General features: G+C 40.3%; 17 protein-coding genes and 1 pseudogene. 11 read left to right on the top strand and 7 right to left on the bottom strand.

Annotated elements, in window-relative coordinates:
- The first annotated feature begins 435 nt into the window (after nt 1-435).
- The 3 genes and pseudogenes from ACZM60_RS10760 to ACZM60_RS10750 all read left to right on the top strand — a co-directional run bounded on the left by ACZM60_RS10760 (nt 436) and on the right by ACZM60_RS10750 (nt 6,147).
- Nucleotides 436-3,417: pseudogene (locus tag ACZM60_RS10760) on the top strand (SusC/RagA family TonB-linked outer membrane protein).
- Between the two features lie 22 nt (nt 3,418-3,439).
- On the top strand, nt 3,440-4,891 hold the full coding sequence (locus ACZM60_RS10755) for a RagB/SusD family nutrient uptake outer membrane protein (RefSeq protein ID WP_021969891.1): 1,452 nt from the start codon (nt 3,440-3,442) through the stop codon (nt 4,889-4,891).
- Between the two features lie 107 nt (nt 4,892-4,998).
- Nucleotides 4,999-6,147, top strand: a complete 1,149-nt coding sequence (locus ACZM60_RS10750; RefSeq protein ID WP_489521498.1) for a metallophosphoesterase — start codon at nt 4,999-5,001, stop codon at nt 6,145-6,147.
- 342 nt (nt 6,148-6,489) lie between these two features.
- On the opposite strand, the gene ACZM60_RS10745 is transcribed toward ACZM60_RS10750, so the two are convergent.
- The 3 genes from ACZM60_RS10745 to ACZM60_RS10735 are packed head-to-tail and all read right to left on the bottom strand — an operon-like array spanning nt 6,490 to nt 10,717.
- Nucleotides 6,490-7,293 carry a DUF3108 domain-containing protein gene (locus ACZM60_RS10745; RefSeq protein WP_340318752.1) on the bottom strand — a complete coding sequence of 268 codons (804 nt, stop codon included), beginning with the start codon at nt 7,291-7,293 and terminating at the stop codon, nt 6,490-6,492.
- The gene (locus ACZM60_RS10740) at nt 7,293-9,215 is read right to left on the bottom strand and encodes an Ig-like domain-containing protein (protein ID WP_489521497.1); all 1,923 of its coding nucleotides are present in this window, start codon (nt 9,213-9,215) and stop codon (nt 7,293-7,295) included. The genes ACZM60_RS10745 and ACZM60_RS10740 overlap by 1 nt, the downstream gene beginning before the upstream one ends.
- Nucleotides 9,212-10,717 carry a GH3 auxin-responsive promoter family protein gene (locus tag ACZM60_RS10735; protein WP_489521496.1) on the bottom strand — a complete coding sequence of 502 codons (1,506 nt, stop codon included), beginning with the start codon at nt 10,715-10,717 and terminating at the stop codon, nt 9,212-9,214. The genes ACZM60_RS10740 and ACZM60_RS10735 overlap by 4 nt, the downstream gene beginning before the upstream one ends.
- Before the next feature lie 140 nt (nt 10,718-10,857).
- On the opposite strand from ACZM60_RS10735, the gene ACZM60_RS10730 reads away from it, so the two are divergent.
- The 4 genes from ACZM60_RS10730 (at nt 10,858) to ACZM60_RS10715 (ending at nt 16,329) form a co-directional block, all read left to right on the top strand.
- Nucleotides 10,858-11,871: an ATP-dependent 6-phosphofructokinase gene (locus ACZM60_RS10730; protein ID WP_021969896.1), complete on the top strand. Its 1,014-nt coding sequence runs from the start codon at nt 10,858-10,860 to the stop codon at nt 11,869-11,871.
- A 6-nt stretch (nt 11,872-11,877) separates the two neighbouring features.
- On the top strand, nt 11,878-13,617 hold the full coding sequence (locus tag ACZM60_RS10725) for a helix-turn-helix domain-containing protein (protein ID WP_489521495.1): 1,740 nt from the start codon (nt 11,878-11,880) through the stop codon (nt 13,615-13,617).
- A gap of 147 nt (nt 13,618-13,764) precedes the next feature.
- Nucleotides 13,765-15,231 (top strand): DUF3868 domain-containing protein, encoded by a 1,467-nt coding sequence (locus ACZM60_RS10720; RefSeq protein WP_489521494.1) that lies wholly within the window; start codon nt 13,765-13,767, stop codon nt 15,229-15,231.
- Between the two features lie 108 nt (nt 15,232-15,339).
- Nucleotides 15,340-16,329, top strand: coding sequence for a DUF5106 domain-containing protein (locus tag ACZM60_RS10715; RefSeq protein WP_489521493.1), 990 nt, complete (start codon nt 15,340-15,342; stop codon nt 16,327-16,329).
- Between the two features lie 70 nt (nt 16,330-16,399).
- On the opposite strand, the gene rnc is transcribed toward ACZM60_RS10715, so the two are convergent.
- From rnc to ACZM60_RS10700, 3 genes are read right to left on the bottom strand one after another with little or no spacing between them, the layout of a single operon-like run.
- Nucleotides 16,400-17,347 carry a ribonuclease III gene (gene rnc, locus ACZM60_RS10710; protein ID WP_489521492.1) on the bottom strand — a complete coding sequence of 316 codons (948 nt, stop codon included), beginning with the start codon at nt 17,345-17,347 and terminating at the stop codon, nt 16,400-16,402.
- A gap of 3 nt (nt 17,348-17,350) precedes the next feature.
- On the bottom strand, nt 17,351-18,616 hold the full coding sequence (fabF, locus tag ACZM60_RS10705; RefSeq protein WP_021969901.1) for a beta-ketoacyl-ACP synthase II: 1,266 nt from the start codon (nt 18,614-18,616) through the stop codon (nt 17,351-17,353).
- A gap of 15 nt (nt 18,617-18,631) precedes the next feature.
- A complete protein-coding gene (locus ACZM60_RS10700; RefSeq protein ID WP_022040329.1) occupies nt 18,632-18,868 on the bottom strand; it encodes an acyl carrier protein in 237 nt (78 codons plus the stop codon).
- A 152-nt stretch (nt 18,869-19,020) separates the two neighbouring features.
- On the opposite strand from ACZM60_RS10700, the gene purN reads away from it, so the two are divergent.
- Nucleotides 19,021-19,590 carry a phosphoribosylglycinamide formyltransferase gene (gene purN / locus ACZM60_RS10695; protein WP_489521491.1) on the top strand — a complete coding sequence of 190 codons (570 nt, stop codon included), beginning with the start codon at nt 19,021-19,023 and terminating at the stop codon, nt 19,588-19,590.
- Here purN and pdxB read toward each other — a convergent pair.
- Entirely contained in the window at nt 19,576-20,586 is a 1,011-nt protein-coding gene (gene pdxB, locus ACZM60_RS10690) for a 4-phosphoerythronate dehydrogenase PdxB (protein WP_489521490.1), read from the bottom strand. The two genes, purN and pdxB, sit on opposite strands and share 15 nt — an antisense overlap.
- A gap of 127 nt (nt 20,587-20,713) precedes the next feature.
- On the opposite strand from pdxB, the gene ACZM60_RS10685 reads away from it, so the two are divergent.
- From ACZM60_RS10685 to ACZM60_RS10675, 3 genes are read left to right on the top strand one after another with little or no spacing between them, the layout of a single operon-like run.
- Entirely contained in the window at nt 20,714-21,430 is a 717-nt protein-coding gene (locus tag ACZM60_RS10685; protein WP_489521489.1) for a glycosyltransferase family protein, read from the top strand.
- Between the two features lie 11 nt (nt 21,431-21,441).
- Complete coding sequence (locus tag ACZM60_RS10680) at nt 21,442-22,908, top strand: glycosyltransferase family 2 protein (protein WP_489521488.1); 1,467 nt, start codon at nt 21,442-21,444, stop codon at nt 22,906-22,908.
- Complete coding sequence (locus ACZM60_RS10675) at nt 22,905-23,744, top strand: alpha-1,2-fucosyltransferase (RefSeq protein WP_489521487.1); 840 nt, start codon at nt 22,905-22,907, stop codon at nt 23,742-23,744. The genes ACZM60_RS10680 and ACZM60_RS10675 overlap by 4 nt, the downstream gene beginning before the upstream one ends.
- Nucleotides 23,745-23,824 lie beyond the last annotated feature (80 nt).

Below are 23,824 nucleotides of genomic sequence, written 5' to 3'. Positions count from 1 at the left end.
GTTAATTTGTAATTAATTGTTTGTCAGACTTAAATATACAAAATAATTCGGTGATTACCAACTTTTAAAGATACTTTCTTATCCCGAACTCACGTAATAAATAAATAATAAAGCCTGAATAGAGGGCTAAAAATTTACTAATATAAAAGTTTTTTACCTTATATAAGGTTACATTTTGATGACATTTTGGGCGTATTATTAAAAAAGTGTTCTATAAAATGTATTTTAATAAATAATATGTTTAATTTTGTGCCATTATATTGAAGGCGCATCATAGGATAACTTTATTTTATACACAAACTAAATCTTAGCATTATGGATAAGTACAACTTGAGAAGCTCCAAACATCTGTGGGCTGTCTTCTTAACGGCCGGGTTGTTTGTACCAGGGCTGGTACAAGGAGCAACAGAGCAAGCTTTATCAGAAATTATCAGTATGCCTGCTCAAAAGACGATAACAGGTAAAGTAATCGACGAAACGGGAGAAACAATTATTGGTGCCAATGTTGTAGTAAAAGGAACGACCAATGGGGCGGTTACCGATATGGACGGGTAATTTCATCTGGCAGTAAATGACTATCCGGTTACTCTTACTGTATCTTACATCGGTTATGAAACTCAGACAGTTAAAGTCAGTTCAAGCAAAAGCATTGTCATTACAATGCAGAGTGATAATCAGGTAATGGATGAAGTCATCGTTACAGGATATGGTACTTTTAAAAAATCAGCGTATGCAGGTTCAGCTTCTGCTGTCAAAGCAGATAAAATAAAGGATATTCCTGCTGTATCTTTCCAGAGCATGTTACAGGGAAATGCGGCTGGTGTTCAATTCAGCTCTTCATCTGGTCAACCGGGAGCATCTTCATCCATTAACATTCGTGGTATGGGATCGTTCAATGCCAGTAACACTCCGTTGTATGTAATCGATGGAGTACCGGTTATCTCAGGATCTATCGACGCTACAGGTTCTGATTCTGGCCTGGATATCATGTCTACCATCAATCCTTCGGATATTGAGAACATATCTATCATTAAAGATGCGGCAGCAGCTTCTTTGTATGGTTCACGAGCTGCAAATGGTGTGATTTTGATTACGACCAAGAGAGGTAAGGAAGGAAAAGCTCAAGTTAGTTTAAAAGCAGACTGGGGATTTAGTGACTTCGCCATGCAGTATCGTCCGATTATGAACGGTGCACAACGCCGGGAATATATCTATAACGGATTGAAAGAGGGACAGCTAAGAAATGGGGCAACCGAAGAGGAAGCAATAGCCTATGCCGATGACGAAATAGATGACTATGCTCCTGTTCCTTGGTGTGGATATGTAGACTGGGATGATATTTTGTTCCAGCATGGAAGTCATCAAAACTACGAGGCTTCTGTTTCTGGAGGGACCAATAAATTCTCTTATTATTCTTCATTGTCTTATTTAAAACAAGACGGTATCACACTCAATTCAGGTTTGGAACGTATCAGTGGACGTTTGAATGTGGATTTTCAGGCAACCGACCATTTGAAAGTAGGAGCCAACATCTTGTTTGCTAATGTAAATCAGAACGTATATGGTGAAGGAACAAGTTATACATCACCGTTCTATTCAAGCCGTAATGCGGTAGTTCCTTCAGATCCTGTATATAATGAGGATGGAAGCTGGAATCGTGATTTTATCCGTAACAGCGACCGTAATCCTTTGCTGTCGGCTACTTACGACCGGGATAGAGAATATGTAACCCGTACTTTCAACACCATTTATGGAGAATATGAATTTATAAAAGACTTGAAGCTGAAATCTACTTTAAGCTACGACTACACGAATACAAAAGGAGTAAGCTGGAGTGATCCGCGTACTTCAAACGGTGATGATATCAACGGTGGTATGTCGAAAGAATACCATGAACGTCATAAAATGGTATGGGCTAATCAGTTGAGTTATCGATTCAATGTGAAGGAGGATCATCACTTCGATGTCTTGGCCGGTTATGAAATCGATGAACAGTACAGCGATTATTTGTCGGGTTATGCTACCAACTTTGCAACTTACGATAAGACTGCTATCAGTAATGGTATGAAAGTAGAATCGGTGGGTGGATACGACCAGAAAACTCGTCTGGTGTCATACCTGAGCCGTGCCAATTACGATTTCAAAAATAAATATTACTTGGGAGCAAGTTTCCGTACGGATGGAAGTTCACGTCTGGCTTCAGGAAATCGCTGGGGTAAATTCTGGTCTGTTTCAGGAGCATGGAGAATTGCTGAAGAAGAATTCATGAAGCCGATTAATCATTGGCTGACTGACCTGAAATTACGTGCATCTTATGGTGTAAACGGAACTTTGCCTTCCGATTATTTCGGTTATATGGGATTAAGCGGTCTGACCGACGGTTATTTAAGTCAGCCGGGTATCAGTATTTCACAAATAGCTAATGAAGATCTTCAGTGGGAAACCAATCATAATCTGAATATTGGTCTGGATTTTGGATTGTGGAACCGAATCAATGCGACAGTTGAATATTATACACGTACAACCAAGAACTTGTTGATGGATTGTCCTATTTCTTATACTACTGGATTTGGAAGCTATCTGATGAATATCGGTAAAGTAAGAAACCAGGGTGTAGAAGTTGAAATTACTTCCAAGAACTTCGATAACGGTGATTTCAGTTGGACTACTTCATTCAACATCAGCCATAACCGCAACAAGATTCTCGTTTTGGATGGCGAACAGTCAGAAATCATCAGTGGATCACAAATTCACAAGGTAGGAGAGTCTTACCGTACTTTCTATCTGATAGAGTTTGCAGGAATCAATCCCCAAACAGGTGTTCCTCAGTTCTATACAAACGATGTCGATGAAAACGGAAATTACATAAAAGAAATAACTGAAGACGCAGCAGAAGCCCATGCTATAGCATTGGACAAACATGCAGAGCCGGCTGTTATCGGAGGATTAACCAATACGTTACATTATAAATGGTTCGACCTGAGCTTCCTGTTTTCTTATCAGTTTGGTGCTTACGGCTACGATACATGGGCACAGAAGACGGAACATGGTGGTAACGACTTGGAAGCTAATATCCCTATTTATTATTTGGATAACTGGAAAAAGCCGGGAGATATTACTCAATATGAAGTTTTCATGGAAGACCCCGATCAGGCCATGAATAAAATTGCGACTACACGCCGACTGCATAGTACAGACTATATCCGACTCAAGACATTGACATTTGGAATTACGTTACCTCAGCACTGGACAAGAAAAGTAGGCATCAACAATGCACGTATCTATGCTTCTGCTGATAACTTGTGGACTTGGGCAGCCTATGATTTCTATGATCCGGAATCTGTTGAAGATGGTAGTGCAACATGGAATACCCCTCCTTTGAAAACCGTAACTTTTGGTATTAGTGTAAACTTCTAATTTAATTTAAAGAACGACAATTATGAAAATATTAAAATATATCACGTTAGGAGTTGTATTGATCGGTGGTATGACATCCTGCGGTAACGATTGGCTTAATCTGGAACCATCTACTTCTATACCGACAGATACCAGCATCAAGGTCTTGAGTGACATTGAGTTTACATTGAATGGTATCTATAGCGAAATGCAGAGTTCGGATGCATATTCTGGAAGACTGATTTATTATGGAGATGCAACGGGCGATGATATGCAGGCTGTATCTTCAACCAAGCGTTGTGCGAACTATTATCGTTTCAACTGGACAAAGGATAGTGGTCCCAGCACTCACTGGTCGGTTCTTTATTCTATTATTACCAGTTGCAATATCATCCTGAACAAGATTGATGAAGTTCCCTATGAGGAAGACGAAACAGATTATCGTAACGATTTAAAAGGACAGGCATTGGCTATCCGTGGTCTTGCTTATTTCGATTTGACCCGTATTTTTGGTTATCCTTACACCAAAGACAACGGAGCTTCATTGGGAGTACCTATTATATTGACAGAAACCGACCGCTTCAATAAGCCGGCACGTGCTACAGTGGCAGAATGCTACGATCGTGTTGTTGATGATTTGACTAACGCTTGTCCGTTGCTGGGTGAAGAATTCAACAAAGGAAAAATCAACCGCTGGGCAGCCATGACCTTATTGAGCCGTGTTTATCTTTACATGAATAAAAATGAACTGGCTTTGGCTGCCGCCGAAGATGCAATCAAAGGTGCCGAAAGCAATGGTTATGCTTTGTGGACCAATGAAGAATATCCTACAGCCTGGAGCAACGATGCATCTGCCACTCACCCGGGAGAAGTCCTTTTTGAAATCGTAAATGAAACGACAGACAGTCCGGGTAAGGAAAGTATGGGTTATCTGAGCTCAAAAGACGGATACGATGATATCTGTATCACGGTATCGTTTTATCATCTGCTACAACAAGATCCGGACGATGTACGTCTGAAACTGCTGATATTCGATAAGACAAAATATGCCTACGTATACAAATACCAGCCTCAGGAAGGTGAGAATATAGAAGATGCCAATATTCCGTTGATCCGCTTGTCGGAAACCTATCTGAACGCTGCCGAAGCTGCTGTAAAGACAAATGATAACGATAAAGCTGTCGCTTACTTGAATCCGATTGTACGACGTGCTAATCCCGATAATAGTGTAGAAGGAGAAACAATTACACTGGACCGTGTACTTACCGAACGTCGGAAGGAACTGGTGGACGAAGGTCATCGTATGTTTGATGTGATCAGAAACGGAATGACAGTACACCGTGTGGATGAAACCGATTCTAACTTGGCAAGTACAGAGCATAATACACAGTATATGGATTATGACTGGGATTTCTACAAGATTGTTCTTCCTATTCCAAAGCATGAAATGGATGCTAATCCGAATATGGAACAGAATCCGGGATATGGTGATTAAAACAGATTTAATCACACCATCTTAGCATAATTACCACAAGGTTGTTCCTTAAAAGCTTTTTCCGTACTTTTGGGGAACAACCTTTTTTGTCTTTATAAAACAGATTCATGATGAAAAAAATAAGCAGCTTTTTTTTATTTGCCTTTCTTGTCGTTTTTACTCTGAACCTACAGGCCGGTACATGGGAGAAAAATAAGCATAAAGAAAAACATAAAGTTGAATTGACTGCCGATGGACCTTATGTCTGTTATCAGCCCGACGGAAAAGTCAAGGTTGTCAGAGTCACAACAGAAGGTAAGATTGAAACTCAGGAATACGATACGTTGCCCGATCATTCCGTTTCGGTTGTCAGCCATGATGGAAAACTTCAGTTTACCGTTCCGATTCATCCGGTTGAACGACCAGCCTGGAAATATGAAACACCGGATAAAATCTTTGTAATGTCCGATCCTCATGCCAATTTGGAATGTGTTGTCAGTCTGTTGCAAGGTAACGGTGTCATCGATGATAAACTGAACTGGGGCTTTGGTCATAATCAGTTGATGATTATAGGAGATATTTTCGACCGTGGAAAGGATGCCACTCAGATTTTCTGGCTGGTCTATAAACTGGAAGCAGAAGCAGAAAAAGCCGGGGGAAAAGTCCATTTCTTGTTGGGCAACCATGAGCCTATGGAATTGTCAAATGATTTGCGTTATGCAAAAGATAAGTATAAGGCACTGGCCGACTCACTCGGTATTGAATATGCCAGTTTGTATGGTCCTGAAACGGAACTGGGACGATGGTTAGGAACAAGAAATACGATACAAATTATCGGGGACAATCTGTATGTTCATGCCGGACTGGGGAAAGCCTTTTATGACCGAAACCTTACCATTCCGGAGGTAAACGAAAAGATGAGCGAGGTCTTGTTTCTGAAGAACAAAAAGCGCAAACAAGTATCTCCTTTACATGCCTTTTTGTACGGAAATGAAGGCCCTATCTGGTATAGAGGACTGGTACGTACCGACGAGAAATACAAACCTTGTACGTCTGATACGCTTCAAATGATCTTGCAGAAGTACGATGTCGACCATATCATCGTGGGACATACCATTTTTAAGGATATCTCTACATTTTATGACGGAAAGGTAATAGGTGTAAATGTCAATAATAAAGAGAACCGGAAAAAACGCCGGGGACGTGGAATATTGATCGAGCAAGGTACGTATTACATCGTAGGGGATAAAGGGAAAATGTGCAGGCTCTTCGAATAATGTGACAGTTTCACATGCTTTCAGAAGAAGATAGAAAAGTTCTTTGTATCACGACTATGTATAGAGATACATTTTGTAAGATTTAGGATGTGTGAAGACTGTGAAGGGTAAAAAGGCATGAAAAATTAAGAAAAACGACGTATTTGGAGAGATTTCTCTCGATGTTTTTGGAAAATTTGTACAAATTCCAAAATGTTTTGTACAAAAAATAATTCTCTATTCCCGATGTGCAGGCAGTAACCTGCCGGGAGTTAAACGAAAAGCTCGCTACGAATGATGCGGTATATTGCAGCCTGTCATCATTCATAGCGAGCTTATGTTATATCCTTTCGTCTGATGGATTTATTTCACGATAGAAGTGAGCGGATGTCTGTTGCCTTTGATATCGGTAAGGAATGCCTTTGCCGAACCGAAGTTCAAGTACATATCCAGTCGTACGGGCAAATGGTTACGATCGTCAGTCACATAAAAGGTGATAACTTCCTTTTCTTTGTTGTTTACATATTCTACCAGCGAGAAAACCAAACAACGGTATGTTACTCCCTGTTCGGAGGTGAAATTTTCCTTTCCTCTATAAATCAGTGTCTGCTTTTCGACGGCACGTCCTGTTGCCATAGAGAATAATATTTTTATTCCCGGTTTGTAGTCGGACGGGTCGTACGAACGGGCTTGCAGCAAGATACTCAGCATATCGTAGACACATACTGGCATTTCGTCGTGTCTTTTATCGGTCTTGCCATATAAAGTACGTTGCTGGTCGACAATACATTTCCCATTCTGGTAACTAAAATGTACTTCGTCTACCGTATAGCGTTTACCTTCTTCGGCCCCCTTTCGGAAATATAAGGGCTCCAGTTGCTTGCTGGTAATGCATGTCAACGTATCACGCATTTTAAAGAAGAAGTCTATCTTCTTGTTCGTGTACGATTGCAGATCTGTTCTCAGGCAAGGCTGTCCTTTATGAGTCGTTTCGTTGACTGTCATTTTTGCCCATCCGGCATTGATCCAGATGAACTTCCAATTAAATTTCAGTTCATAACTCAATGTTTCTCCCGGTTTAATTGCATCGTTTTCAGCTCCGCATTGTGCTTTGGCTGCCATACCTCCCATCAGGAGGCACAGGCATAAAACTATTTTCTTTATCATCATGACCTTCCCAGATTTTTGGCTCGTTCCTTATTTCTGTCTTTTATTTTCTTGGTCTCGTCAGGTTTCTGCTTTTTAATTTCGTCCAGTTTTTGCTTGTCGAGTGGTGTAGCATGTATGTCCCATGTTTCTTCGAACTCGAAATTAGCTTTCATTTCCCATACTTTGGGGAAATAAAATACTTCCTCAGCCTGACGTTTCCCTTCATAGATTCCTGTATCCCATACGCCATTATTGTTGTCGTCGTTGAATAAACGGATATAATACTTGGTACTCGGTTGTAGAAAATAAAAGTCGCAGGTTTTCTTCTCTGTAACTGGCTGTTGGCGAACTACTGCGTCACTGCTGTTCAACAATTGTACGATGGCATGTGGTCCTGCACCTACGATGTTCAGATAAAGCGTTCCATAGTCTTCCAGAGTCTTGACTTTGAGTGTATTTTCTATCTTATCGGAATACAGTCCGTAAATACCTTTAAAGCAAAGAGAATCGATTGTCATTTTATACTCTATACCCGGTTGCCAGTTTGCCAGTATTTCATAACGTCGAGGAGCAATACTGTCTGCCTGAAAGATGAAAGGAATATCTTGCCATACCGAATCGACCATTGTGCTCATGTGAATAGCCGCCGTATCAATGCTTGCTATCGGTTCTTCAAAACTCAAGATAATATTTCTATTCAGGTCGAGCGCTGATGGAGCATCTGTATTGACAGTTAAAAATTCAGTTTCTACCGCTAATGTATCTCCTTTCCTTTCGCGCTTTTTACGTTCTTTTTCTTTTTTCTTGTTTTCTTCTTCGAGCATAGCCAGACGTCTGGCTTTTGGAATTTTGTTTATCATACGTAACGTATCGGTCTTGGGAACCAGTTGCCCCAGTGTATCTGTTGCCAGATAATCCAGTTGCAAGGTCAGCGTATCTCGCTCGCATAATGTAGTATCTTTTATCCAGTACAAGATACTGTCTTTACGTGGATTAGCTTCAACAATGAGTTCTTTCTCATCGAAATCAAGCCCCTTCAATGTTGGCAAAGTGTCCGATTTCGCACTGAAGTAAAGTGAGAACTGAGTTGTTTTCGGTCGCTCGCTTTTCATCAGATACTGAAGATCATTTTCCTCCTTAAAAGCTCTCAGAATAATGTTGTCGGGTAGAAATCTTGTATAATTGATTTGTTTGATGGTGTCGATCTTTGTTGTATCGAGTTCATTCCATACCGTGTCCTGACGTACAGCACCTTCCATACTGGGTACGACAAGAGAATCCTGAAAAGCAATGACTTCTGTTTTTGAGTCGAATAAATAATTCTGATTTCCGTCCATTAAGGCATAGATACGGTACTTGCCGGGTGCGATACCTCGGATGGTAAACTTTCCACGGCTGTCCGTGCGCGAAATACGGTCGAACGGAAGTGTGGTGAAAGCCGAATCGTTCAGGTTTTGATGCAATCCTACCTGAATGCCTTTTATAGGCTCTAAGTCAGCAGCATTCAGTACCGTACCCGAAACCTCCATTGTGTCAATGGTGGGTCCCGTTGCAAAAGCATATGTAAATTGTCCCAGCGGATTACCCTCATTATTGTCTACGATGGCATCACCAAAATCGATGGTATATGTCATATTCTCCTGTAGTGTATCGAAGAATTCTACCAATACTCTTTTCCCGCTTGTCTTTACTTCCGGACTTTCTTTCTGTGGCGGGGAAATAATTACTTTTTCAGAAGCGTTTTCCAGCTTGATGAATTCATCGAACTCGATGGAGATTTTCTTGCGCGTATTGTTGGTCGCATTCGGTTCAGGAGTAGCACGTACGAACTTAGGCGGTTCCTCGTCGTAAGGTCCTCCGTCGGGTGATCCGGTACTTGCACATGCATAGAATCCAATGATGACCAGCAGTATGGCTATGTATTTAGGTATGGGCTTCATATATTTAATTTTAGCATTTCTTCTATGTAGTCACGATTATTGCTCAGACGAGGAATTTTATGTTGTCCTCCCAGTTTTCCCTTTTGTTTCAGCCAGTCGTGGAATAAATTAGGACGTGCAACAATAATTTCCAGTTCCTGCAATGTAATGTCTTTATGTCGTTTGGCTTCGTAGTCGGAATTTATTTCCTGCAATGCTTTATCGAGTGTATGCCGAAACTTTTCCAGTGAATCGGGCATGACACTAAATTCTATCAGCCACTGATGACGGCATTTGGCATTGGCATCCATGAATACTGGTGCTGCTGAATATTCTAAAACCTGAGCGCCAGTTTCCGCACAAGCACGTGCCAGTCCCTTTTCGGCGTTATCCACCATCAGCTCTTCACCGAACGCATTGATGAAATGTTTGGTTCGTCCGGTTATGATAAACTTATACGGGTCTTTTTGCGTAAACTTTACGGTATCACCGATGATGTATCTCCACAATCCGCAGGAAGTGCTGATAACCATTGCATAATTTTTGCCGACTTCCACTCCGGAAAGAGGAACAATGGCTGGAGCGGGATTGTCTATTTCTTCCAATGGAATAAATTCGTAGAAGACATCATAGTCTATCATCAGCAACATGGCTGGGGCATTCAAGTCGCTTTGCAGGCCAAAGAACCCTTCACTTGCATTATATGTTTCCATATAGTGCATCTTGTCGCTCGTAATCAACTGTTTGTATTGTTCGCGGTAAGGTGTGAAGCATACGCCGCCATGGAAGAATACTTCCAAATTTGGCCATACTTCATTCAGGTGGGTTGCTCCGGTTTTTTCCAATATACGTTTGATGACGGCAAGCATCCACGATGGGACTCCCGACAGATTGGTTACATTTTCGTGAATGGTTGTATCGGCAATACGCTCTACTTTTTCCTCAAATTCGCTCAGTAAAGCAATCTCCTTACTTGGCACACGAATAAAGTTTACCAGTGGATTGATGTTTTGTATCAGAATTGCCGATAAATCGCCTACCAGACTGTCTTTCAGATTATAGTTCGGGCTGTGACTTCCGCCCAGAATCAGTCCCTTGCCGGAGAAAAAGTTACTTTGAGGATTGGAACGGAGATAAAGAGCTACAGCATCGGTACCACCCTGATAATGAATGTGGTGCAATCCGTCTTTGCTTACTGGAATAAATTTGCTCTTATCATTGGTTGTTCCTGAGGATTTGGCATACCATACTACTTGTCCAGGCCATAAAATATTTTTTTCTCCGTGACGCATACGGTCTACGTATCCTTTTATATCGTCGTATTGTTGGATAGGAACATGCTTAAAGTCGTTATATGTGCGTATATTGGCATAATTGTATTTTGTTCCCCATTCCGTAGCAGCGGCGGTTTGTATAAGTTTCCGGAACACACGTTCCTGGATAGCCTCTGCCTGTGTCGCATACTGGTCTATTTCCTTTTGACGCGAAACAAACAGTTTCCCGATTAACTTTGTTGAAACCATTTACTTTTTCTTTTTTCTTATCTGTTCTTACGTGCAAAGTTAGGCGATTTCTTTTTCAATAAAAGATTTTTCCTTAGAGAAAGCACAAATCTACACTTTTTTCTTATAACTTTACTACAAGTAGTGAAAATTTAAAGGTTATGCGAATTGGAATCTTAACATCTGGAGGTGATTGTCCGGGTATAAATGCAACTATCAGAGGTGTTTGCAAGACTGCAATCAGCCATTATGGAATGGAAGTCTATGGTATACATAGCGGTTTTCGTGGCTTGCTTGACGATGACGTCGTGCCGTTGGATGAAAACTCATTGACGGGATTGTTAAGTATGGGAGGTACTATTCTGGGTACATCTCGTGAAAAGCCTTTTAAAAGCAGGCCGAATTCGCCGGTGTCTGAAGACAAACCTGCCATGATGTTGAAGACTATTCATGACCACAAGTTGGATTGTGTGGTGTGTATTGGTGGAAATGGTACACAAAAAACGGCGGCTAAGCTGGCTGCAACGGGAGTTAATGTGGTAACAATTCCTAAAACCATCGATAATGATGTATGGGGAACCGATATTTCTTTCGGTTTCGATTCTGCTGTAAGTATCGCTACTGATGCAATAGACCGATTGCATTCTACGGCAAGTGCGCATCAGCGGGTAATGGTTATTGAAGTCATGGGGCACAAAGCCGGATGGATTGCGCTGTATTCTGGTATGGCTGGTGGCGGCGATATTATTCTGTTGCCAGAAATCCCTTTCGATATTCATCGTATTGGTGATGCAATTATCAATCGTTTGAAGAAAGGAAAACCTTATTCCATTGTAGTGGTAGCAGAAGGTATTCCTACTTTGGGAGGCAAAAAGGCTGCACAGTATATAGCCGAGGAAATAGAATATGAAACCGGATTCGAAACGCGTGAAACAGTATTGGGATACATTCAGCGCGGAGGAGGGCCTACTGCTTTCGACCGTAATCTGGCTACCCGTATGGGTGGACATGCTACTGAACTGATTGCGAACGGACAGTTTGGCCGTATGGTTTCTTTGCGAGGTTCGGAGATAACTTCTGTCCCCTTGTCGGATATAGCCGGCAAGTTAAAGCTGGTAACCGAAGATCACGATCTGGTGGTACAGGGGCGTAGGATGGGAATTTGTTTCGGATAGTAAAATATGGGGAAAATAAGATCTGTAGTAAGTGCTCTTTTAATTCTATTGTCTTTTTCGTGTTGGGCAAATATGTTGCAGGAGAAAAAGACTTCTTTTGAAAATTTGTGTGAATTATCAGTGGTAGATCCTCATGTTTTATTGTCTAAGGCTGATACGTTGGATGTACATTCTGCTTTACCTTTTTATCAGATTGAAATGTTGCGTGCCTGTGCGTATCGGAGCCTTTCCATGCGCTCGCTTGTCTTTTATCATGCTCATCATGCTCTTGAAGCCGTTGGTATAGATAAGGATCCTGATACGAAGGCATATGTTTATATGCTATTGGTGGAATCGGCCGTTCTTTTGAATCATTTGGATATTGGTACAAAGTATATTGCCGAAGGAGTTAGCTATGCCCGGATGTCTAAGAATATTCTTCTCGAAGCTAATATGATACAAATGGAGAGTACGATACTTCGTAAATTGGGACAAACAGCGAAGAGTTATACTCGTATGCAGGATGCTATACGTATGCTTGCAAAATCAAATCAACCAGAAGCGCTTTTATTAATGTCACATATTTATGGGTATTTGATGTCCTTCTATATAGAAGATTTAAGATATAATAAGCGTTCTGTTTTTATCGATAAGATGGAGAAGGAGAAACAAAAAATAAATGTTTCTTGGATTGATAATCAGAAAGGATATCTTTATAGTAAAATGGCTTTGCTTTCTGAAATTAGAAAGGAAAGTAAATTGGCAGAAGAGTATTGTAAGATGTTTTATCGGACAAATTTTTCGAAAAGTAATATGGGAGTGTTCGAAATTAATAATTACCTTCTTCTTCGTGGTGATTTTAGGCAGGTTTTACAAAATAATGATATAAGATTTCAGCTTAATAATACAGATACATTGGGAACTGACTATCTGAATGCTTTGTATCAAAATAGTAAAGCATACAAAGGGTTGGGGGATTACGAAAAAGCTTATTATTTACTTGAAAAAATAAATAATGTAAGAAAGACGCTACGTATAGGAGAATATAAGCAGAAGGTGCAGCAAATGAGAGAGAGTAATCAGAAAATGGAAAATGAGATGTTGGCACATGAAATCTCTTTCAAAATTAAATTACGTAACTATTTCATAGTAGGTCTATTGGTCTTGCTTATTGTAGGAGGGGCTTTCGTGTATTATATTCTTAGAAAAAAGAAAACGATATCTTTTCAAAAACGTCAGATTGTTTCTTTAGTTACTGAATTGACTAATTTGAAAGAAGAGGAGGAAGAAATTCACCGAACGGAGTTCGGTAAAGATCCGAATGGAGTTCTATCAGCAACGCAGGTGAAACTCCCAGCAGAAGAAGCACCTATTACTTCTGATCACATTCTTCCTGACGAAGAAATTCCGTATGAAAATCTTAGAGATAAAATACTTTTTGATGATTTCGACAGGAAGGTCCGGGTTGAGAAAATTTATTTGCAATATCAGTTTGACCATGGCGATTATGCATTATTGATGGGAGTGAATCATAATCGTTTTGCACGTATTATGAAAAATTATGGTGGTGGGAATCTTACTCATTATTTAAATGATTTACGTTTAGAATATTCTGTGTTTCTGTTGCGTGAGCACCCCGAACTTTCTAATATGGAAGTTGCAAAAAAATGTGCTTTACCTAAACTTTCCATTTTTTGTCGGTTATTTAAAGAACGATTTGGAGTTAATCCTACGGTCTTTCGTCAAGAGGCTTTGTCAAAGAAGTGACTATGCAGCATATTCTATAACTTTATGCGGAGAACGTTGTATAGGGCAACCGTTGGGATGTAGGCTTGGAAATGGAGATAAAGACTATTGGGGCTTGACTAAAGCTGCTATATCACTTATATATAATAAAGTAAAGAGGACTGAATTATGAAAAAATATATTATATCGTTGTTATTATTCTTGTCATTGGGCGGTTCTATTTGGGGGCAGACGACTTATTTAAGTGAAATAGATGTGAGCAATCGTCAAATAGAAAAGACACCCGACAAGCAGGTTGCTGTGAAAATAGGATTCGATTTGACTCAACTTGATATTAAGCGTCAGCATTCTTTGGTTATGATACCAATTCTGTTGTCGTCGGATGGAGTTTATGAACAGACATTGCCCGCTGTTATTGTAAATGGTCGCGTACGTGACAAGGTAAATTCTCGTATGGAAGCTTTAGATAAATCTTCTCTTTATCCCGAAGAGGCGACAGTTGTACGTCGTGATAATGGTATTACGCAAGTAGTAGATTACGAAACTGAAGTTCCGTTTAAACGTTGGATGATTGGGGGAGAATTGCTTATTCGTGGTTATGTAGTAGGCTGTGCTGCTTGTGGCGAAGGAAGTGAAGTTGCGGATGTTGGTGCAATTCTTCCAGCCATGGAAGCTCCTGTATATAGCTTTTCTTTTATTGCTCCTCAGAAAGAGATGATAAAGCACCGTTCTGAAACAAGAAGTGCACGTTTGCAGTTCCGTCAAAATAGTTCGGTCATTGAACCTACATATAGAGAAAATCGTTCAGAGCTGGATTCTGTGCGTACTTCCATTTCTCTTGTGAAAGATAATCCAGATTTAAGTATAACAGGCATTTATGTTACAGGTTTTGCTTCGCCTGAAGGTAGTTATGTGTATAATATGAAATTGTCCGAACGTCGTGCAAAGGCTTTTGCTGAGTATATGAAAGATGATTTAAAAGGCATAAATCCTGAACTGTATCATGTGGCTTGGAAAGGTGAAGACTGGGAGGGCTTACGTGTAGAAGTACTGAAACATCCTCAGTTGGAACGAATTTCTGATGTACTTGCTATTATTGATCATTGTGGTAATGATAAGGATGTATGTGAAGAAAAATTAAAGGCTTTGCAACCTTCCGATATATATCGTAGATTATTGAATGAAATGTATCCTATGGTGCGTCGTAATGAATATCGTATTGAGTATAATGTTCGTCATTTTAATTTGGAAGAGGGGCGGCAAATGATTAACTCTCATCCGGAATTGATGAGTGTGAGCGAGATACAGAAAGTTGCCGACAGTTATGGAAAAGGTAGTAAGCAATATCTCGATTGTATGCTTCGGGGAGCGAAAGCGTATCCTAAAGATGTTGTTATGCAGAATAATGTTGCACTGGCTTTGATTGAAGCTGAATGTATAGCTGATGCGATATTATTACTGAAGCAAGCACCGAGAGATGCAAGGCTGATAAATCTATTGGGAGTGGTATATGCTAAATCGGGTAATGTGAGAAATGCTGAGGAGGAATTTTCTCAGGCTGCGACTTTGGGATGTACTGAAGCGCGTAATAACTTGCGCTTGTTGCAGGCATATACAGAATACATGATGGAATGAGATAGATAAAAATAAAATTATTCATACTTAATTTTTTACAATAACATTTACCTGTCTTGTTGGTCATGAAGCAAATGAGTTGGTTTTACTTATTGCATTGAAGAAACAATGAAAAGTATAAAGAATATTATTCATCATAGGAAAGGAAGTAAGCTAAATTTACTTGGAGGATGTGCTTTATTGTTGTTGACTGTAACTTCTTGTAACTATAAAGCGCGAGAAAAGGAAAATCCTGTAAAAAAAGAAGTTGTACAATCGCAAGTTAAAACGGAATCTCTTTTCCCTTTTCCCGAGATACCTGCTATGCTTACTCTGCCAGCAGATCGTAAAGCTTATTTAATAGCGCATTATTGGGATAATTTTAATTTTGCTGATACGGTATTAGTTAATAACAGGAATGTGTCTGAACAAGGAATGGTTGATTATTTAGCTTTACTTGCAGATAAAACTCTGACTGAACGGAAGCAGATTGAAAGTCTGGAAAATTTTTGTGGTGGCTTAGAGCAGCAGATTCATGCACAAAAAGTCTTTTTACAGTTGATGGAAGATTATCTGTATAATCCCAATTCTCCTTTTTATAATGAGAAGTTGTATGCTATGTTTCTGAAACGTATGTTGAATAGTAAATATGTAGATGAAACAAGAAAGAGTTCGTTGCAATTTACCTTACAGTTGATTCAACGAAATTCTCCTGGTGAGAAAGCTATGGATTTTGTATATTATCTTCCAGATAGGAGTAAGCATACACTATATCAGACGGAGGTTAGAAACAATCGGTTGTTATTGGTCTTTTACGATCCTGAATGCCCGAGCTGTCATGAAATCATGCAGGAAATGCTGCATGATGAATTTTTGCAGCAAGCCGTTGATACAGGAAATTTAACTGTATTGGCTGTATATACTGAGGGAAATCAGGAAATATGGAAGCATACTCTTCACGAATTACCAAAGGGATGGATTGTGGGGTGTGATCATGAAGAGATTAAGCAAAATGCTTTGTACGACTTAAAAGCAATGCCTTCACTTTATTTACTTGATGCTAATAAGACGGTTATATTAAAAGATGCTTCTTATAAAATCGTTTGTGGAGAATTGTAAAAATAGATAATCTTGTAGGTATACAAAAAAGCCGGAGATAAACATGTTATTCCGGCTTTTTCAACTTATGTTATTCGTTATTTTGGCGGAAGGCAGCTTCTTCAGCTTCTGCAATAATACGTTCTGTATCTTCGAAATGTTCTTCTGGTATTTCGGTTTTCAGCGTATTATCTTCTGCCAGCATTACATTTTCTTTCTCTGCGGTAGCTATTGCACTTTCCCGTTCACGGACCTCTATCTCTTTTTCTCTTTTTGCCTTTGCTGCAAAGATAGCATCGATAAACTGCGGATTGCCTTTTATCTTAGCCAGTGTTTCGTGCGCAGCTTCCTGTTGCGATTCTTTCTTGGAATATCCTTTTCCTGTACCAGCTGCAATATTTTCGACCAGAACCTGCGTCTCAAAAATAGGATTCTGTGCCTCGTCGACTGATTGTCCTGTTAGGTTGAATTCTATATTGAACTTGTTTTTCTGGCTCCATTCAATCAGTTTCGATTTGAAATTGACCTCTTTACGTGAAATTTTTTCCAGATTCAAGTATTGGTTGATAATCCGTTCTTCCATGAATTCTTTGCAGGCACGATAGCCTCTATCCAGATAAATAGCTCCGATAAGTGCTTCGAAGGCGTTTCCACACATGTAACTGTTGTGTGAGGACTGTCGGGTTGTATATATTATTAGTTTATCCAGTCCAATTTGTACGGCTACGCGGTTCAAGGTTTCGCGTTGTACGATCTTGGAACGCGTATTCGTCAGGAAACCTTCTCGTTTACCTTCAAATTTTTTATATACGATATCAGCTACTACTGCATCCAGAATGGCATCACCTAAAAATTCAAGTCGTTCGTTGTTCAGCAACCGTCCTTTTCCAGCCTTAATCGACGATGATTTATGTAATAAAGCTTGCTGGTAGATTTCGATATTCCTCGGATAGAACCCGAGCATCTTGTAAAAACAAAGATAAGGCTCCTTATCCTTACGGAAAAGAAGTCTTATCTTATCTGTTATATTGCTAAACACAGTTTATTCAGTGTATTTTTTTACGATTACACATGCATTGTGTCCACCAAAACCAAATGTATTGCTCAATGCAGCACGAACAGTACGCTGCTGTGCCTTATTGAATGTGAAGTTCAGGTTATAATCGATTTGTTCATCATTATCACCTTCTTCGTGGTTGATAGTCGGCGGTACAATGTCATTTTTAACAGAAAGTACACATGCAATAGCTTCTACGCCACCAGTAGCTCCCAAGAGGTGTCCGGTCATTGATTTGGTAGAACTGATATTCAGTTTGTAAGCGTGTTCGCCGAACAGGTCTTTAATAGCTTTTACTTCAGAGATATCACCTACTGGAGTAGAAGTTCCGTGTACATTGATATAGTCAATGTCTTCCGGTTGCATACCAGCGTCTTCCAAAGCGCTCTTCATAACCAGTTTCGCACCCAGACCTTCAGGATGAGAAGCTGTCAGATGATAAGCGTCGCCAGAAGCACCTGTACCGGCCAACTCTGCATATATCTTAGCACCACGTGCTTTTGCATGTTCCAGTTCTTCAAGAATCAGACATCCGGCACCTTCACCCATTACGAATCCGTCACGGCTTGCACTGAATGGACGTGAAGCATGTACAGGGTCATCATTGCGAGTAGACAATGCGTGCATTGCATTGAAACCACCTACTCCCGCAGGGAAAATGGCTGCTTCGGCACCACCTGTTACGATAATGTTAGCTTTTCCCAAACGGATATAGTTGAAAGCATCAGCTATCGCGTTGGAAGAAGAAGCACATGCAGAAGTGGTTGTAAAGTTAGGGCCATGGAAACCATACATGATGGAAATCTGTCCGGATGCAATATCTGCAATCATTTTCGGGATAAAGAACGGATTGAATTTCGGCCCGATAGTGTCTTTGGTCTTTTCATAGCCAGCAACTTCTTCTTCGAAAGTATGAATACCTCCGATTCCGACACCGAGAATCACTCCGACTTTGTTCAAATCTTCTGTTTCGACGTCTATGCCTGCATCTGTTACCGCTTCTTTGGCTGCTACGACTGCATATTGAGTGTAAAGGTCCATTTTACGGGCTTCTTTACGGTCAATAAAATCAGTAGCATTGAAGTTTTTCACTTCACAAGCGAACTGAGTCTTGAACTTAGAAGCGTCGAAATGAGTAATAGGTCCTGCCCCACTTACTCCATTAAGAAGGTTGTTCCAGAATTCAGGAACAGTATTACCTACCGGAGTGAGTGCACCAAGACCTGTTACCACTACTCTTTTTAATTCCATAAAAGTAGAATTAAATTATTTTGCGTTAGCTTCAATGTAAGAGATAGCGTCGCCTACAGTCTGGATCTTTTCTGCCTGATCATCAGGAATAGAGATACCGAATTCTTTTTCGAATTCCATGATCAATTCTACTGTATCCAAAGAGTCAGCACCCAGGTCGTTAGTGAAGCTAGCTGTCGGAGTAACTTCTGATTCTTCTACGCCCAATTTATCAACGATAATTTTCTGTACTTTTGATGCGATTTCAGACATAATTTTCTTGTTTTAAGTTTATAAATAGAATAATTTTGTTTATATTTCGGTGCAAAGGAATAAATATTTCTCGTTCTATACAAATATTCAGCCAAATAAATGCAATTTCTTTGCACAATTTTATATATTATGTGCACAAAAAAGGTGAATCAATGAAAAAAATAGCAATTTTGGCATCGGGTGAAGGTACGAATGCCGAGCATATTATCCGCTATTTTGCCGGCCATATTACGATAGAAGTAGCCGTTGTAATAGCTTCTCGTCCTACAGCTCATGTCATAGAGCGTGCTCATACCCTGAATGTTCCATGTGAAGTAATCATTCCTCAAGACTTTGCGGCAGGCAAGGGACTTGAAGTCTTGAAAAGTTATGATACCGATTTCATAGTTCTGGCTGGTTTCTTGTCGCGTATTCCAGATGATATATTGCATGATTATGCACACAGAATCGTAAATATACATCCCTCGCTGCTTCCTAAATTTGGAGGAAAAGGAATGTATGGTATGCATGTTCATGAGGCAGTTCTGGCATCAGGTGAACATGAAAGTGGCATTACCATTCAGTATATTAATGAACATTACGACCAGGGAGATATTATTTTTCAGGCGAAATGTTCTGTCTTACCTGATGATACACCTGAAACCCTTGCACAACGTGTACATGCATTAGAGTATACTTATTATCCCCAAGAAATAGAACGTTTGCTTTCACTCCCGTCGTAAATGATATTCGCTACGCAACAGTTCGAATGTTTCCGGATGTGCACGCAATACCTCACAGTCGAGGTGCGGATTATACATTTGTAACTGGCGGATGTTTTCGTCACTGTCGTAAGGCAAATGCGGTTGTTCAGGTGGAACGATAGAAAAATCCATTTCTTTTCCAAAGAAACGGCAGAAGGATTCCAGTACCATGCGGGTTGCATTTGCCTTTCCGTCGGCAGAATATCCGGCGATGTGCGGAGTGCCGATAAATACTTTGTCCAACAGTTCAAGGTTAATATTCGGTTCATTTTCCCAGACATCGATTATAGCTCCAGATATTTTCCCGGCAGATAAAGCATTCAGAATTGCCTCAGTTTCTATAACTTCTCCACGTGACGTATTAATTATGTACGGTTTCTTTTCCAGCAGGTTGAAAAAAGATTCATCTGCTAAATGATAAGTCTGATATTTTCCACTTCTTTCCAATGGAGTATGAAAAGTTATAATATCACATTCGTGCGCCAGTGTACGCAAATCGACAAACCCTTTTTCTCCATGGTCGGCCCGAGGAGGGTCATTCAGGAGCACACGCATTCCTAAACGCTCTGCCAGTTGCTTGATGCGGCTGCCTACATGTCCTACTCCGACAATACCCAGACAGGCATCTTTCAGTGTGATATTTTTTTCCTGTTGTAACAATAAAAGTACTGAGTGTATATATTGTTCTACGGCACCGGCGTTACATCCCGGGCAGTTACTCCATGTAATATCAGCTTCGTGACAATAAGCCGTGTCGATATGATCGAATCCGATGGTAGCCGTTCCGATAAACTTTACCTTACTGCCAGCCAGCAAAGTACGGTCGCAACGGGTACGTGTACGAGTAATCAGCGCATCGGCATCTTTTACAATTTCGGGAGTAAATGCCTTTCCTGGCAGATAGACCACTTCATCGGCAAGCGATTCGATAGCTTCCTTTATATAAGGTATTTTATTGTCAACGATAACTTTCATGTCTGTTTTTCTAAAGTCGTGCAAAGGTAGTATTTTTTACATTTATAATTGGATGAAATGAAATCTTTGTGTAGATTTGAAAAATGTTGGTATTTTGTTACCTTTGTACTTTAATAATGATGTTCATATGAAATGTTTGCATATCATAACTCCAGTAAAAGATTCGATTGATTTTACTCTCGAAACAATTCGTGCCATTTTAGCTTCCGACATTAAAGTTCCTTTTACTTATACGGTGTACAATGACTTCAGTACAGAAGAGAACACCAAACGTTTGGAGGAAGCCTCTAAAGAATTGAATTTTCGTCTGGTCAATTTATCCGACATTACAACTCATCCTTCTCCCAATTATCTGTTGGTGCTTCAACGTTCCCAGCAAGAGGCTATTGCCGACGATGCAGGTCTGCTTATTGTAGAGTCGGATGTTGTAGTAAAGAAGAACACCTTACAGGATTTGTACGACGGAGCAGCAGTACGTAGTGGGTGTGCCATTGCAGCAGCTGTAACTGTAGACGAGAACGGAGTTATCAATTATCCATACCTACATGCCAAAGGTAATGAAGGCAAGGTATATCCAGAAAAGAAACATTGCAGTTTCTGTTGTTCACTGCTTACGCCGGAGTTTCTTCGTGCTTTCGACTTCCGTCAGCTTGATCCGACAAAAAACTGGTTTGATGTAACCATTTCACACGAAGCCTTGAAACAAGGCTTTCAGAACTATCTGTTTACCACCCTTCCTGTCTGGCACCGTCCGCACGGAAGCCGCCCGTGGAAACAGTTGAAATATAAAAACCCCTTGAAATATTATTGGTTGAAATATACGAAAGGACTCGATAAGATTTAATGATTGCAGATATGGATAAAACTCCTTTGGTTTCGGTGGTAGTGCCTGTATATAATATGGAGTCTTTTCTGCCGGAAACACTCGATTCTATACTGGCGTCCGATTATCCGAACTTTGAAGTAGTAGTGGTAGACGACGGTTCGAAAGACGCTTCGTATCGTGTCGCATGCGACTATGCAAAGAAAGATCGGCGTGTACGTGCCTATACCCAACCTAACGGGGGAGCTTGTGCAGCCAGAAATCAGGCTGTCCGTCTGGCGGAAGGTGAGTTTATACTACCTTTTGATGCTGATGACAAGATGAGCGAAACCTTTGTGTCTGATGCAGTACATGTGATATTATCTGACATGAAAATAAAAGCTGTATGTCCTCGTGCTGAATATTTCGGTGACCGTAAAGGTGAATGGAAATTACCTCCTTTTTCGCGTAAGTTGCTGGCACGGAAGAATATGATTCCTATTTGTGCTTTGTATCGGAAATCAGATTGGGAACGGGTGGGCGGTTATGATGAGCATATTGTTGCAAGAGAAGATTGGGCCTTTTGGATTGCTATGTTAAAAGATGGCGGAAAGGTTGTAACCTTGCCTCGAGTGTCGGTATCTTATCGGGTGCGAACAGGTTCTAAACGTGTGTCCGATCGTAGTTTAAAGAAAAATTTAATTGACGCTTTAAATGCACGTCATCCGGAGTTCTTTGAACGTGAGTTGGGAGGGCCACTTCACTATTGCCGTTCGTGGTCCGTACTGCTGAACCGTATCTATCGTTTGTTTCATCCCCGAAAAATATATGTAGCATCTGATTTTTGTACATTAACCGATTATGTAAAAGCGCTACCTGCTTTGTTTAAATATGACTATGGTACTGTAATTTATAAAGGACGAAACGAATTGCGTGAAATGGACTGGCACGGTACGAAAGTTGTCGTAAAATCATTCCGTGTTCCCAATCTGATCAACCGTATTGCATACGGAGTATTCCGTTCGTCAAAAGCACAACGTTCGTTTGAATATGCCGAAATGCTTCGTCGGGAAGGAATCGGAAGTCCTGCTCCTGTAGCCTATTATACCGAACGCAACGGCCTGCTTTTTACCCACAGCTATTATGCCTGTCTGAAGTCGGAATGTCCGTACTCGTACGTAAACTTGATGCGAGGCGATTTCCCCGGTCAGGAAGAAGTTTTGCGAGCCATTGCCCGCACAACAGCAGCACTCCACGAAAAAGGTTATTTGCATAAAGACTATTCACGTGGGAATATCCTGTTCCGTCGCACCGACAAAGGTGTAGAGGTAGAAATAATAGACCTGAACCGTATCCGTTTCCGCGCGGTTGATATGGAAGAAGGTTGCCACAACTTTGAACGTCTTCCGGGAACACCGGAAATATTTGCCATTCTTGCCGATGAATATGCCAAGGCAAGAGGTTTCGATGCCAACGAATGTTTGAAACTAATTTTGAAGTATAATAACGCCCACATATGAGATTAATAAAAATGACAGGTGGCTTAGGCAACCAGATGTTTATATACGCCTTCTATCTGAAAATGAAGAAACTTTTTCCTCATACAAAGATAGATTTATCGGACATGATGCACTACCATGTACATCACGGATACGAAATGAACCGGGTATTTGCTTTACCTCATACAGAGTTCTGTATAAATCGTACACTTAAGAAACTTATGGAATTCTTATTGTGCAAGGTTGTTTATGAGAGGAAACAGAAAAACGGCTCCATGGAAGCTTTTGAGAAAAAATATGCTTGGCCGTTGATCTATTTCAAAGGCTTTTATCAGTCGGAGCGTTTCTTTGCTGATATTGAAGATGATGTTAGAAAGACTTTCTGTTTTAATATGGAATTGATAAATAGCCGGAGTCGTGAAATGATGAAAATAATAGATGCCGATGAGCATGCTGTATCAATACACATTCGTCGCGGTGATTATTTACTCCCAAAATTCTGGGCCAATGCTGGATGTGTCTGTCAGTTGTCCTATTATAAAAATGCTATAACCGAATTGAAAAAACATGAGTCGACTCCTTCTTTTTATGTTTTTTCTGATGATATAGAATGGGTGAAGCAGAATTTATCTTTACCTAATGCTCATTACATAGATTGGAATCAAGGAAATGACAGTTGGCAGGATATGATGCTGATGAGTCATTGTCGAAACCATATTATCTGTAATAGTACTTTCAGTTGGTGGGGAGCGTGGTTGAATCCGAGAAAGAATAAAACTGTTATTGTCCCTTCTCGTTGGTTTATGAAAGAAGAAACTCCTTATATTTATCCAGTAAGTTACCTGAGTTCGGGATAAGTTTAGAATAAGGCCAGTTGTTTTGAGTCCTCAATATAGTATCCTTGCAATGCATCCGGTTTGTTTTCAAAGAAACAATA

Source organism: Phocaeicola sp. (assembly GCF_057861905.1).
Note: the sequence above shows the minus strand (reverse complement) of the source record. Positions and strands in the feature narration are given on the sequence as shown.